This window comes from Frankia sp. Allo2 (assembly GCF_000733325.1).
GTDB lineage: Bacteria > Actinomycetota > Actinomycetes > Frankiales > Frankiaceae > Frankia > Frankia casuarinae.
This window is the reverse complement of the sequence record NZ_JPHT01000028.1, coordinates 13,024-26,176: the sequence shown is the minus strand read 5'-3', so window position 1 is coordinate 26,176 and position 13,153 is coordinate 13,024. Positions and strand designations below refer to the sequence as shown.

12 protein-coding genes are annotated in these 13,153 nt (G+C 70.9%); 1 reads left to right on the top strand and 11 read right to left on the bottom strand.

Annotated elements, in window-relative coordinates:
* Positions 1 to 108 precede the first annotated feature (108 nt).
* The 9 genes from gmk to pyrR form a co-directional block, all read right to left on the bottom strand.
* Positions 109 to 654 carry a guanylate kinase gene (gene gmk / locus ALLO2_RS17105; protein ID WP_035733409.1) on the bottom strand — a complete coding sequence of 182 codons (546 nt, stop codon included), beginning with the start codon at positions 652 to 654 and terminating at the stop codon, positions 109 to 111.
* A 250-nt stretch (positions 655 to 904) separates the two neighbouring features.
* On the bottom strand, positions 905 to 1,222 hold the full coding sequence (mihF, locus tag ALLO2_RS17100; RefSeq protein ID WP_011437581.1) for an integration host factor, actinobacterial type: 318 nt from the start codon (positions 1,220 to 1,222) through the stop codon (positions 905 to 907).
* Between the two features lie 227 nt (positions 1,223 to 1,449).
* Positions 1,450 to 2,274: an orotidine-5'-phosphate decarboxylase gene (gene pyrF, locus ALLO2_RS17095; RefSeq protein WP_035733391.1), complete on the bottom strand. Its 825-nt coding sequence runs from the start codon at positions 2,272 to 2,274 to the stop codon at positions 1,450 to 1,452.
* On the bottom strand, positions 2,271 to 5,678 hold the full coding sequence (carB, locus tag ALLO2_RS17090) for a carbamoyl-phosphate synthase large subunit (protein WP_023841497.1): 3,408 nt from the start codon (positions 5,676 to 5,678) through the stop codon (positions 2,271 to 2,273). The genes pyrF and carB overlap by 4 nt, the downstream gene beginning before the upstream one ends.
* Positions 5,665 to 6,891 carry a glutamine-hydrolyzing carbamoyl-phosphate synthase small subunit gene (gene carA / locus ALLO2_RS17085; protein ID WP_082456767.1) on the bottom strand — a complete coding sequence of 409 codons (1,227 nt, stop codon included), beginning with the start codon at positions 6,889 to 6,891 and terminating at the stop codon, positions 5,665 to 5,667. Before carA ends, carB begins: the two co-directional genes overlap by 14 nt.
* 35 nt (positions 6,892 to 6,926) lie before the next feature.
* On the bottom strand, positions 6,927 to 7,982 hold the full coding sequence (locus tag ALLO2_RS17080) for a hypothetical protein (RefSeq protein ID WP_011437585.1): 1,056 nt from the start codon (positions 7,980 to 7,982) through the stop codon (positions 6,927 to 6,929).
* Positions 7,979 to 9,355, bottom strand: coding sequence for a dihydroorotase (locus ALLO2_RS17075; RefSeq protein ID WP_232235157.1), 1,377 nt, complete (start codon positions 9,353 to 9,355; stop codon positions 7,979 to 7,981). Before ALLO2_RS17075 ends, ALLO2_RS17080 begins: the two co-directional genes overlap by 4 nt.
* Complete coding sequence (locus ALLO2_RS17070; protein ID WP_023841496.1) at positions 9,352 to 10,275, bottom strand: aspartate carbamoyltransferase catalytic subunit; 924 nt, start codon at positions 10,273 to 10,275, stop codon at positions 9,352 to 9,354. The genes ALLO2_RS17075 and ALLO2_RS17070 overlap by 4 nt, the downstream gene beginning before the upstream one ends.
* Before the next feature lie 49 nt (positions 10,276 to 10,324).
* Positions 10,325 to 10,945, bottom strand: a complete 621-nt coding sequence (gene pyrR, locus ALLO2_RS17065; protein ID WP_011437588.1) for a bifunctional pyr operon transcriptional regulator/uracil phosphoribosyltransferase PyrR — start codon at positions 10,943 to 10,945, stop codon at positions 10,325 to 10,327.
* Between the two features lie 427 nt (positions 10,946 to 11,372).
* On the opposite strand from pyrR, the gene ALLO2_RS17060 reads away from it, so the two are divergent.
* The gene (locus ALLO2_RS17060; protein WP_011437589.1) at positions 11,373 to 11,870 is read left to right on the top strand and encodes a transcriptional regulator; all 498 of its coding nucleotides are present in this window, start codon (positions 11,373 to 11,375) and stop codon (positions 11,868 to 11,870) included.
* Positions 11,871 to 12,049: 179 nt separating this feature from the next.
* Here the strand turns inward: ALLO2_RS17060 and nusB are convergent, their stop codons facing one another.
* Together nusB and efp are read right to left on the bottom strand one after the other, a co-directional pair.
* Complete coding sequence (gene nusB, locus ALLO2_RS17055; protein WP_011437590.1) at positions 12,050 to 12,457, bottom strand: transcription antitermination factor NusB; 408 nt, start codon at positions 12,455 to 12,457, stop codon at positions 12,050 to 12,052.
* 53 nt (positions 12,458 to 12,510) lie between these two features.
* Positions 12,511 to 13,074 carry an elongation factor P gene (gene efp, locus ALLO2_RS17050; RefSeq protein WP_011437591.1) on the bottom strand — a complete coding sequence of 188 codons (564 nt, stop codon included), beginning with the start codon at positions 13,072 to 13,074 and terminating at the stop codon, positions 12,511 to 12,513.
* Between the last annotated feature and the right edge of the window lie 79 nt (positions 13,075 to 13,153).

Genomic DNA, 13,153 nt, shown 5'->3' with positions numbered 1-13,153 from the left:
AGTGCGGAGCGCAGGCTACGCGGGGGCAGGGCGGGCTGCGCGGAGGAGGCTGTACGGCATGTGGGCTGTACGGAGATGCCGGCTGCGCGGGCGACCGGTGGGCCGGACCTACGAGCCGATCATCAATGCTACCAAGCGGGCTGCCGCGGACCGCACGTCGTCGTTCACGATCACGTCGTCGAACTCCGTCTCGGCCGCGAGTTCGATGCGCGCCCGGTCCAGCCTGCGGGCGATGACCTCGGGTGACTCGGTCCCCCGACCGGTCAGCCGACGGACGAGCTCGTCGAAGGTGGGCGGGGCGAGGAAGACGAAACGGGCCTGTGGCATCGCCGAGCGCACCTGCCGGGCGCCCAGCAGCTCGATCTCCAGCAGGCAGGGCACACCCGCGGCGAGCCTTTCGAGAAGCGGACGGCGGGGGGTGCCGTAGGCGTGTCCGGCAAACATCGCGTGCTCGACGAACTCCCCGGCCTTGACCATCCGGGCGAACTCCTCGGCGTCGACGAAGTGGTACTCGACACCGTCAGTCTCACCCGGACGCGGTGGCCGCGTGGTGGCGCTGACCGAGACCCAGACCTCGGGGTGACGTTCCCGGACTGCCGCGACGACGGTGTCCTTCCCGACTCCGGACGGCCCGGACAGCACTGTAAGACCCATGGGCACCACGATAGGACCTCTCAGTCAGTCGGCGCGCACCCGGTCATCAGTCCCCAGAGGACACGAGGACGGGACTGGTTTCCCGGGGACGGCCGGATCGGGGGAGGTTAAAGAAATGCCGCCCCCCGATCCGACCGGAAGGAAGGGCAACATCGCCGGAAGAATGTGAGTGACGCCACCCTCCCGTCAACGCCGCTACCCGCCGTAACCATGATCCGGGCTGGCGGAGTGGTTTTCCCACTCCACCGGATCAGGCCATGCCGAACTCCTCGAGGAGTGCGGCACGCTGCTTGGCGCCGAGTCCTCGCAGTCGGCGGGTCGGACTGATCCCGAGCCGTTCCCGGATCTTCTGGGCGCGTACGCGCCCCACTCCGGGAAGCGACTCAAGAACAGCCGAAACCTTCATCTTGCCGACGACCTCATCAGCCTCGGCCTGTTCCAGGACGGCGGCCAGCGTGGTCTCCGCCTTCTTCAACCGCTCCTTGAGTTCCGCACGCTGCTTACGAGCCAACGCTGCTTTCTCGAGGGCGGCGGCCCTCTGCTCGGGCGTTAGGGGCGGCAGGGGCACGGGTACGCCTCCTCAATTCGGTGATCGCGCCGCGCAAACTAGCGAGGAAGGGACTCCTCAGTCCAGCCTTGGCCATAACACTCTGATGCGAACATATTGTCAGCACAAGAGAAGGCTTTGACGGACGAAAGGGGTGGCCCACTCGTGCCGCACCCTTTCGGTCTACGGCGGCCCCACCGTACCGCTTCGTACCGCACCAGGACGAACACACCCTGGTCCCATCGGCGTCACAGCAGGTCAGCAGCCCTGCCGGCAGCGCTGAGACCTGCGGCGATGGCCCTCGCGGCGACCCCGGGGTCGGGCGCACCGGTGATCGGGCGACCCACCACGACCAGGTCAGANCCCCCCACAAGGGCAGCTTCCGGCGTCGCGGTTCGGGCCTGATCGCCGNTTTCCGNCCCCGCCGGTCGCACGCCTGGAGTGATGAGAGTCACATTGCTACCAAGCTCCATACGGACCATTCGAACCTCCCGCGGACTGCACACCAGGGTGCGCGCACCGGCTTCGACCGCAAGCACGGCGAGCCTGCGGACGGCGTCGGAAGGGGGTCCGGCGAGCCCGATCGCGCTGAGCGCCGCCACATCCAGCGAGGTGAGTACGGTCACGACGGCTACCTCGACATCCGGGGCCGCCTCGATCGCCGCACGTATCATCGCCGCCCCCCCAGCCGCATGCACGGTCACGAAACGAGGGCCCAACGGGGTGATTGAGCGCATTCCCCCGGCGACCGTGGCGGGAATGTCGTGCAGTTTGAGATCGAGGAACAACTCCGGGGCACTCCCGGTGCCGCCCGCGGCGACCGCCGCGCCGCCGGCCCCGGCGAGCACGCCGGCCGCGCGCAGCGCCGTCACGATTGCCGGGCCCTCCCGGTAGAACAGCTCCAGACCGATCTTCAGCACGGCCACGGTGGGGGCGACCGCGGCGGCCCAGCGCAGCGCGGTCGCGGCGTCCGGGGCATCCAGCGCGACCGCCAGCGGCGCCCGGCCCCGCGGCGGGGTGAAGCGGGGCGCGGCCGCGCTCCTCCCGCCGGAGCTCCTCCGGCCGGCGCTCATCCGCTCCTCCTGGCCGCCGGTCCGAACACGGCGGACTCAGGCGCCGCGGACTCAGACGCCGCGGACTCAGACGCCGCGGACTCAGACGCCGCAGAGCCGGAGGATTCGGGCGGCGAGCCGCCCGGTTGTCCCCCGCCCCACGCCTGCCGCAGCGCCGCGTGGTATTCCTGCAACGATCGGACCCCCAGCTCCCCCCGTACCAGCGCTTCCACGCCCTGCACGCAGGCCGCCGCACCCTGGATCGTGGTGATGCACGGAACCCCGGCACTCACGCAGGCTGTGCGGATCTCATAGCCGTCCAGGCGCGGGCCGACGCCCCACGGGGTGTTGATGACGAGGTCGATCTGCCCGGATGTGATCATCTCGACACAGTCGAGTAGCCCCTCGGTGGGGGCCCAGTGCTTGCCGAGGACGACCGCCTTGACCCCGTTGCGCCGCAACACGTCCGCGGTCCCCTCGGTGGCGTAGACGACGAAACCGAGATCCGCGAGCCGCTTGATCGGAAAAACCATCGCCCGTTTGTCCCGGTTGGCCACGGAGACGAACACCCGGCCGTAGGTGGGCAGCGAGGCGTACGCGGCGGCCTGGGACTTGGCGTACGCCGTGCCGAAGCCGTCGTCGATGCCCATCACCTCACCGGTCGACTTCATCTCCGGCCCGAGGACGGTGTCGACGCCGCGGCCACCGGCGTCACGGAAGCGCCCGAAGGGCAGCACGGCCTCCTTGACCGAGATGTGCGAGTCCAGCGGCAGGGTGCCACCGTCGCCGGAGCGCGGCAGCAGGCCCTCGGCCCGCAGCTCGTCGATGGTCGCGCCGAGCATCACCCGGGCGGCGGCCTTGGCCAGCGGCACCGTGGTGGCCTTGGAGACGAACGGCACGGTCCGCGACGCCCGGGGATTGGCCTCCAGGACGTAGAGCACATCGGACTGCAGGGCGTACTGGACGTTGAGCAGACCCCGCACCCCGACGCCCTTCGCGATCGCCTCGGTGGACGTCCGGATACGGTCGAGCTCCGAACGGCCCAGCGTGATCGGCGGCAGGGCGCAGGCCGAGTCGCCCGAGTGGACCCCGGCCTCCTCGATGTGCTCCATCACCCCGGCGAGGTAGAGCGTCTCCCCGTCGTAGAGGGCGTCAACGTCGATCTCCACCGCGTCGTCGAGGAACCGGTCGACGAGCACCGGATGTTCCGGGGAGATGGCGGTGGCCCGATCGATGTAGTCGCGCAGCATCGTGTCGTCGTAGACGATCTCCATGCCACGCCCGCCGAGCACGTAGGACGGCCGCACCAGCACCGGGTACCCGATCCGCTCGGCCACCGTGCGCGCCTCGGCGAAGGAGGTCGCCACCCCGTGCGGCGGCGAGGGCAGGCCCGCCCGGGCCAGCACACGCCCGAACAGCCCACGGTCCTCGGCCAGATGGATCGCCTTGGGCGGGGTGCCCACGACGGGCACGCCCGCCTCGGCGAGCGCCGCGGCGATGCCGAGGGGGGTCTGCCCGCCGAGCTGGACGATTACCCCGGCGAGCGGCCCGGCCTGCTGCTCGGCGTGGACGACCTCAAGCACGTCCTCGACCGTCAACGGCTCGACGTAGAGCCGGTCGGCGGTGTCGTAATCGGTGGACACCGTCTCCGGGTTGCAGTTGACCATGACGGTCTCATAGCCGGCGTCGGAAAGCGCCATCACCGCATGACAACAGGCGTAGTCGAACTCGATGCCCTGGCCGATGCGGTTGGGCCCGCTGCCGAGCACGATCACCCGCGGCCGTTTGCTCGGCGCGACCTCGGTCTCGGCGTCGTAGGCGGAGTAGTGGTACGGGGTCTCGGAGGCGAACTCCGCCGCGCAGGTGTCGACGGTCTTGAACACCGGCCGGATGCCGGTGCGGTGGCGGAACGCCCGGACCACGTCCTCGGAGGTGCCGAGGATCTCGGCGAGCTGGACGTCGGAGAACCCGGCTCGCTTGGCCCGCCGGATGCCCGCCGGATTGCGGCTGATCATCGCCGCGGTCTCGTTGAGGAAGACGAGCTGGTCGACGAACCACGGGTCGATCCCGGTGACCCGGGTGACCTCGTCGGGATCCGCGCCGGCAAGCAGCGCCTGCTGGACGGTACGCAACCGGCCGTCGTGGGGAACCCGCGCGGCTTCCAGCAGGTCGGCGGCGTCCGCCTCGGGCGGGACGAAGGAGAACACCGAGCCCGGGGCCTCCATCGAGCGCAGCGCCTTCTGCAGCGCCTCGGCGAAGCTGCGGCCAACCCCCATCGCCTCGCCGACGGACTTCATCGTCGTCGTGAGCGTCGGGTCGGCACCGGGGAACTTCTCGAACGCGAACCGCGGCACCTTCACCACGACGTAGTCCAGCGCCGGCTCGAAGGCCGCGGGCGTGGTGCGGGTGATGTCGTTGGGGATCTCGTCAAGGGTGTATCCGAGCGCGAGCTTCGCCGAGATCTTCGCGATCGGGAAGCCGGTCGCCTTCGACGCCAGCGCCGAGGACCGCGACACCCGGGGGTTCATCTCGATGACCACCTGCCGGCCCGTCGCAGGGTCGACGGCGAACTGGATGTTGCAGCCGCCGGCGTCGACGCCGACGGCCCGCATCACCGCGATCGCCATGTCCCGCATGCGCTGGTACTCGCGGTCGGTCAGGGTCATCGCCGGCGCCACCGTGATCGAGTCGCCGGTGTGCACCCCCATCGGGTCGACGTTCTCGATCGAGCAGACCACGACCACGTTGTCCGCGCGGTCGCGCATCAGCTCGAGCTCGTACTCCTTCCAGCCGAGGACCGACTCCTCCACCAGCACCTCGGTCGACGGGCTCGCGGCCAGTCCGTCCGCCGCCATCCGGCGCAACTCGCCGGAATCATGGGCGAAGCCGCTGCCGGCGCCGCCGAGGGTGAAGCTGGGTCGCACGACCACCGGGTAGGAGAACTCCTCCCCGGCGGTCAGGCACTCGGCGACGGTGTGGCAGATGGCGCTGCGCGCGGTCTCGCCGCCGACCGCGGCGACGATGTCCTTGAACGCCTGACGGTCCTCCCCGGCGCGGATCGCGTCGATATTCGCGCCGATCAGACGGACCTCGAAGCGGTCCAGGACACCGGCGTCGTGCAGGGCGACGGCGGTGTTCAGCGCGGTCTGGCCACCCATGGTGGCCAGGATCGCGTCGGGCCGCTCCCGTTCGATGATCTTCGCGACGATGTCCGAGGTGATCGGCTCGACGTAGGTCGCGTCCGCGATCTCCGGATCGGTCATGATTGTCGCCGGGTTGCTGTTGACCAGGATGACCCGCAGGCCCTCCGCGCGCAGCACCCGGCAGGCCTGGGTACCCGAGTAGTCGAACTCGCACGCCTGGCCGATCACGATCGGCCCGGAGCCGAGGACCAGGACGCTGCTCAGATCCTCATGCTTCGGCATGACCGGCCTCCCGCACAGATCGCTCACTCCGCTCCCGGCCACCCTCCCGGGTGTCCGCCATCAAAGCGCGGAACCGCTCGAACAACGGGGAGGCATCATGCGGCCCCGGCGCGGCCTCCGGATGGAACTGCACGCTGAAGGCCGGCACGTCCAGACACTCCAATCCCTCGACGACGTTGTCGTTGAGGCCGCGGTGGCTGACCACCACCCGGCCGAACGGGGTGTCGGTCACCCCGGTGAGCGGCGCCCGCACGGCGAAGCCGTGGTTCTGGCTGGTGACCGCGATCCGCCCGGTCGCCATATCCCCGACCGGCTGGTTCACGCCGCGGTGGCCGTAGGTGAGCTTGTACGTCTCGAAGCCAAGAGCGCGGGCCAGCAGCTGGTGCCCGAAACAGATCCCGAACACCGGGACACCGGCCCGCAGCACCGTCCGCAGCGCGTCAACCGCATAGTCCGCCGCCGCCGGATCGCCGGGACCGTTCGACAGGAACACCCCGTCCGGTTCCAGCGCCAGCAGCTGTTCGCCGGTGGTGCGGGCCGGCAGCACATGCACCTCGCAGCCCAGCGCGGCCATGGCGGCCGGCGTCGCGCGCTTGATGCCGAGATCGAGCGCGGCGACCTTGAACAGCGCGGCGCCCGCCACCGCCTCCACCACATAGGGGGTAGGGGTGGAGACCCGGGGCGCGAGATCCGCGCCGAGCATCTCCGGGGAGGCGCGGACCCGGTCGAGCAGGGCGTCGAGCGCCGCCGCCCGCTCGCCGTCCGCGCCGGAACCCGGGCCCGGGCCGACCGGGCCACCGTCGGCGTCGGCGTCGGCGTCGGCGTCGAGCACGCTGCTGATCCCGCACCGCATCGAGCCGAGCTCACGCAGGTGACGGGTCAGCGCCCGGGTGTCGATCCCGCTGATCCCCACCACACCGGCCGCGGCCAGCTCGTCGTCGAGCGTGCCCCGGGCGCGCCAGTTGGAGGCCCGCCGGGCGGGGTCACGCACGACGAACCCGGCGACCTGGATCCGCTCGGACTCGTAGTCCTCGTCGTTGACGCCGGTGTTGCCGATGTGCGGGGCGGTCATGATGACGACTTGGCCGTGGAACGACGGATCGCTCAGCGTCTCCTGGTAGCCGGTCATCCCGGTGGAGAACACGGCCTCGCCGAAGGTCTCGCCGATCGCCCCGTACGCCTCGCCGACGAAGCTGCGACCGTCCTCCAGCATCAGGACCGCTCGCGTCGGCGTCGTGGTGGGAGTGCTCACCGATCCTCCTTCAGCCTGTTGACCTCACCGAGCGGTGAGGTCAACGGGTCGACCGACGACCAGCCGGGGTCAGACTGATCAAGCTGTTCCGGGTCCACCCACCCGGGGTCCGATTCCGGATCCGCCGGCCACTGATCGGGATGACGCCGCTCGGGGTGGCGCGGGTCGGAGCGGCGCGGGTCGGGGTGACCCTCATCCTGGTGTCGCCGATCGGGGAGTCGCTGGTCCGAGCGCCACCGCTCCGCGTAGAGCCGCCGGTCGGCGGGCACCGCCCGCTCGCCGCGGGCCTGGGCCCGCTCCCCCCGGGAACGCAGCCGAGGGCCGGTCCGGATCGCCGGCATCTCCTCGGTCGGTTGTCCGGAACCCGGCCGCTGCCCGGACCGGCCCACCGGCCCGGGGCCGGGCGCGACGGCCCGGGGCCGGATCCGCGGGCGGATCCGCGGTACCGCGTGCGGCGAGGTGACGTCGCCCGGTGCCAGATGCGCGGGCGGGGGGCCGATCAGGTCGTGGACGGCGCGCACCACCTTGGGCTGGCGGGCACGGTCCTCACCGCGGAAACCGGTCTCCAACTCGTGCCCGCCGAACGACCACGCGATGACGATCAGACGCCCGGGGGCGGAGACCTTGCCGGCGTGCGCCCGCTCCAGGCGGGCACCGCGGACGGCCTCGCGCGGGATCCAGAACGCCTCGCCGGGGCGGTCCACCCGCACCCCGGTCTCGTACACGCTGACGTAGCCGCCGGCCCGCCCGCCCAGCCCGCGGGCGGCGATCCATTCCAGCCAGTGCCCGGCGTCGACGGTGCCGAGGTACATCCCGCGCAGCGGAGCGGCGAACACCGTGCCTGGTTCCGCCGGCGGGACGGGCAGCTCGGGAAGGTCCTCCTCCTGACGCTCGGCCCGGTTGCGCCACGCCCGTCGCATCGAACCGACCGCCGCGACGAACACCAGCAACAGGCCAAGCAGGAGAAGCAGGTGCAGCCCCAGGCGATCCGGCGCCCGGTCCAGGGCGACGGCGGGCCCGGCGGCCGACAGGGCGGCGCGCGAAACAGTCATACGATCTTCCCGTCGAGCACGGTGGGCCGTCCCCGCAGGAACGTGGCGCGGATCGTTCCCGGCAGCGACCGGCCCGCATAGGGCGTGTTGCGGCTGCGGCTGGCGAGCGCGTCCGGCTCGACCATCCGCCACGGCGCCGGGTCAAGCAGGGTGACGGTCGCGGGCGCGCCCACTGCTATGGAACTCCACACCTCGGCCGCGGTTCGCGGCAGGCCACCGATCCTTGCCGGGGCCAGTGCCATCCGCTCGGCGACCCCGGCCCAGTCCAGCCGGCCCGGGATGACCATCGTCTCGATGACCACCGACAGCGCCGTCTCGAGACCGAGCATGCCGGGACGCGCGGCGGCCCACTCCGTCTCCTTGTCCTCCAGCGCGTGCGGAGCGTGGTCGGTGGCGACGCAGTCGATCGTGCCGTCGGCGAGCCCGGCGCGCAGCGCGGCGACGTCCTCGGCGGTGCGCAGCGGCGGGTTGACCTTGTAGACCGGGNCGAACGAGCAGACCAGGTCGTCGGTGAGCAGCAGGTGGTGCGGGGNCACCTCGGCGGTGACGTTCCAGCCCTTCGCCTTGGCCCACCGGATGATCTCTACCGATCCGGCGGTGGAGACGTGACAGACGTGCAGTCGGGAGCCGACGTGCCCGGCCAGCAGCGCGTCCCGGGCGATGATCGCCTCCTCGGCGACCGCGGGCCACCCCGGCAGCCCCAGCCTGGCAGCCACCGTGCCCTCGTTCATCTGGGCGTTCTCGGTCAGCCGCGGTTCCTGCGCATGCTGGGCGATCACCCCATCGAACGCCTTGACGTACTCCAGCGCCCGGCGCATGAGCAGCGCGTCCGACACGCAGTGCCCGTCGTCGGAGAAGACCCGCACGCCCGCCGCGGAGGAGGCCATGGCGCCGAGTTCGGCGAGCCGCTCGCCGGCAAGTCCGACGGTGACCGCGCCGACCGGCCGGACATCGCAGTGACCCGCGTCCAGGCCGAGCCGCCACACCTGCTCGACGACCCCCGCGGTGTCGGCGACCGGATTGGTGTTCGCCATCGCGAACACGGTGGTGTAGCCACCGAGGGCCGCGGCGCGGGTGCCGGAGGCGACCGTCTCGGCGTCCTCCCGGCCGGGTTCCCGCAGGTGGGTGTGCAGGTCGACCAGGCCGGGGAGCAGGATCAGCCCGTCCGTGTCCAGCACGGTGGTGCCGGCGGGCAGTCCCCCGGCCCCGGCGTGCGTGGAGCCGGCCGGTCGCCAGGCGGCCACCACCCCGTCCGCGAGGACGACGTCGACGGGGTCCCCGCCGAGCGGGCGGACCCGCCGCAGGACCCAGGAGGTCCCCGCCGACCTCCCCACCGGCGTTTCCTCCGACGTTTCCGCCGCGGGCGTCGTCATGAGACCTCCCCGGAACCACCCAGCAGCAGGTACAGCACGGCCATCCGCACGCTCACCCCGTTCGCAACCTGTTCCACGACTGTCGACCGGGCGGAGTCGGCGACCCGAGAGGCGATCTCCATCCCGCGTACCATCGGGCCGGGATGCATCACCAGGGCGTGGTCGGGCAACATCTCCGCCCGGTCGGCATCCAGCCCGTAGCGCCGGCTGTACTCCCGTTCGGTCGGGAAGAAGGCCGCGGACATCCGCTCCCGCTGGACCCGCAGCATCATCACCACGTCGCTCTTGGGCAGCACGGCGTCGAGGTTGTACGACACCTCGACCGGCCACGAGGAGATTCCGAGGGGCACCAACGTCGGCGGGGCCACGACGGTCACCGTCGCGCCCAGCGTGGCGAGCAGCCACACGTTCGATCGCGCCACCCGGGAATGCAGCACGTCGCCGACGATGGTGACGGCGAGGCCGTCGATCCGGCCGAGCCGGCGGCGCATGGTGAAGGCGTCGAGCAGGGCCTGGGTCGGGTGCTCGTGAGTGCCGTCTCCCGCGTTCACCACGCTGCCGCGTACCCAGGAGGCCAGTCGGTGCGGCGCGCCACTCGCGGCATGCCGGCAGACCACGGCGTCGGCACCCATCGCCTCAAGGGTCTGCGCCGTGTCCTTCAGACTTTCGCCCTTCGACACGCTTGACCCGCGCGCCGAAAAATTGATCACATCGGCCGACAGTCTCTTGGCGGCTACCTCGAAGGACGTACGGGTGCGGGTGGAGTCCTCGAAGAACAGGTTGACGACGGTGCGGCCCCGCAGGGTCGGCAGTTTGCGCACCGACGCCTCGGCGACCCGCGCCATCCGTTCGGCGGTGTCCAGCACCAGCAGCGCGTCGTCCCGGTCGAGATCCTCAGTCGACAGGAGATGGCGGTTCACGCCCGTCCCCCGAACCCGGCTTGTGCTCCCCACACGGCACTTCCCCCGATCATGGCTGGTTCCCGGGGGGCGCGTCGTCGGCGCCGTCCCCCCCGGCGGCCGAGAGGATCAGCACGCCGTCGGCGCCGTCGATCTCCCGCAGCCGGACTGCCACCGACTCCCGGCGCGAGGTCGGCATGTTCTTCCCGACGTAGTCGGCGCGGATCGGCAGCTCGCGATGGCCCCGGTCGACCAGGACCGCGAGCTGGACGGCACGCGGCCGGCCGTAGGCGGCCAAGGCGTCCAGCGCCGCCCGCACCGTGCGCCCGGAGTAGAGGACGTCGTCGACGAGGATCACCACGCGGCCGTCGACACCACCCTCGGGAATGTCGGTCACCTCGAGGGGACGCACGCCGCGCAGTCGCAGATCGTCGCGGTACATGGTCGGGTCAAGGGAGCCAACCGGGAGACGCACCCCCTCGACGGCCTGCACCCGCTGTGCCAGCCGGTGCGCAAGGGGTACCCCTCGGGTGGGTACTCCGAGCAGGACGACCCCGGCGCCACCGGAGGTCTTCTCGAGAATCTGATGCGCCATCCGGCTGACGATCCGGGTGATGTCGTCTGCGGACAGTACTGCCCGGGCGGTGCCGGGACGGCGCGATGCGGGGTCGCTCGCGGCAGCCGGGGCCACGCGGCATCCCTCCTTCCCCGCCTCACGGGACGGTCCTTAAAGGAGTGGTCCCAGCGACGTTACCAGGGCCCTCAGGACGTGTGAGGATCTCGCCGCCGGACGCCGACGCCCCTGGCGCCCGGCGCGACGACGGGTCGCCCACCGGTCCGGACAGCGCGGGACGTTATTGCCGCGCCAACCACGCAGCATCATGTTGTCACTACTTGTCACTGGGTTCGATGCCGTCGCCACAGCGGTGGCGGCATCCGGAAGTTCCCACCGCTCAGGCGTAGGGCGCAACCAGAGGGCTACAGAAAGTGGNANAAAGAAAGAGGCGACACGNCCCCCCGGGTGTCGAGCGTCANCCCGGCGGGCACTACTATCGGTAACCGCCGGCGGCACGAGCCCCGGTTCCAACTGATCGACCACGACAGGAGTGGGCACTCCGATGTCCGACTATGCGAAGGCGCTCGGTGCTCGGCTGCGCGCGATACGCACCCAGCAGGGGCTCTCGCTTCATGGCGTCGAGGAGAAGTCGCACGGTCGGTGGAAAGCCGTCGTCGTGGGTTCCTACGAACGTGGGGACCGCGCCGTCACCGTGCAGCGCCTCTCCGAGCTCGCGGAGTTCTACGGCGTTCCGGTGGGGGAGCTTCTTCCCGAGGGTTCCACCGTCGCTCCGCTGGAGCAGTCTCCTCGGATCGTTCTCGACCTCGAGCGTCTCTCCCAGGTTCCCAAGGAGCAGGGTGGTCCGCTCGCCCGGTACGCGGCGACCATTCAGAGCCAGCGCGGCGACTACAACGGCCGGGTGCTCTCGATCCGGTACGAGGACCTGCGCTCGCTCGCGGTGATCTACGACACCTCGCCGAGCAAGCTCACCGAGCAGCTCGTCTCTTGGGGCGTGCTGTCTCCGGAGCAGGGCGCGGACGCCGCGGCGACCGACGTCTAGCCTCGCTCCGGTATCGCGGTACCGGTACCGCGATACCGGTACCACAATCCGCCGGCTCGCATCCGCGCCACCCGCGGCACACGTATCCGGGGAAGGACCCGGTACGTCGCCTGGGCGACGTACCGGGAACGCCGATCCCGGTTCCCTCCCGGCAACCGGGCAACCCCGGTGGACCGCCGCTACGACGGCTGGCCGGGAATTGAATCCACCGCCGATCCCCGTCCGGTCGACTCGGCCGGGGTGGCCAGGCCCTTTCCCTCGACCAGACTCGCGAGCAGCCCGTTGACAAACGCCGGCGACCGGTGGGTGGAGAGGTTCTTCGCCAGTTCCACGGCTTCGTCGATGGCGACCCGATCCGGGACGTCGGGACGCCAGAGCAGTTCCAGCACGGCAATCCGCAGAATGTTGCGGTCGACCGGCGGCATCCGCTCCAACGTCCAACCCTCGGCGTACCGGGCGATCCGCTCGTCGATCTCCCCGCGGCGCTCGACGACCCCCTCGACCAGCTCGACGGCGTATTCCGACACCGGTGGATCGGACTGGGCCAGCCGGGCAGCGAGGATCTCCGGCACGGCGCTCGCGCGCACGTCCGCTTCGTAGAGGATGTCCAGCGCCCGTTTACGGGCTTTGGACCTGGCGCTCAGCTCGTCACCCGGCCCAGGTACCGGCCGTCACGCGTGTCGACCTTGACCTTTTCCCCACTGGTGATGAACAGCGGCACGTTGATGGTGGCGCCCGTCTCCAGGGTGGCCGGCTTCGTCCCGCCGGTCGAGCGATCGCCCTGCACCCCCGGGTCGGTCTGCGAAATGGTCAGCTCGACGCTGGCCGGCAGTTCGACATAGAGCGGGGCGCCGTCATGTAGCGCGACGGTGGCCACGGTGTTTTCCAGCATGTAGTCGGCCGTCCCACCGACGACATCCGGCGGGATCGGGATCTGATCGTAGGACTCGCTGTCCATGAAGACGAAATCGGCACCGTCCCGGTAGAGGTAGGTCATCTCGCGGCGGTCGACGGTCGCGACGTCAACCTTGACCCCGGCGTTGAAGGTGCGGTCGACGACCTTCCCGGTGAGCACGTTCTTCAGGGTCGTGCGGACGAACGCCCCACCCTTACCCGGCTTGACGTGCTGGAAGCCGACGACGTTCCACAACACCCCGTCGATGTCGAGCGTCATGCCGTTCTTCAGGTCGTTGGTGGTCGCCACTGCGCGCGTTCTCCGTTTCCATCGCCGTACGCCGACGGCGGGTGTGGTCGTTCCCCGGACCCTCGTGCGAGGACCGCGG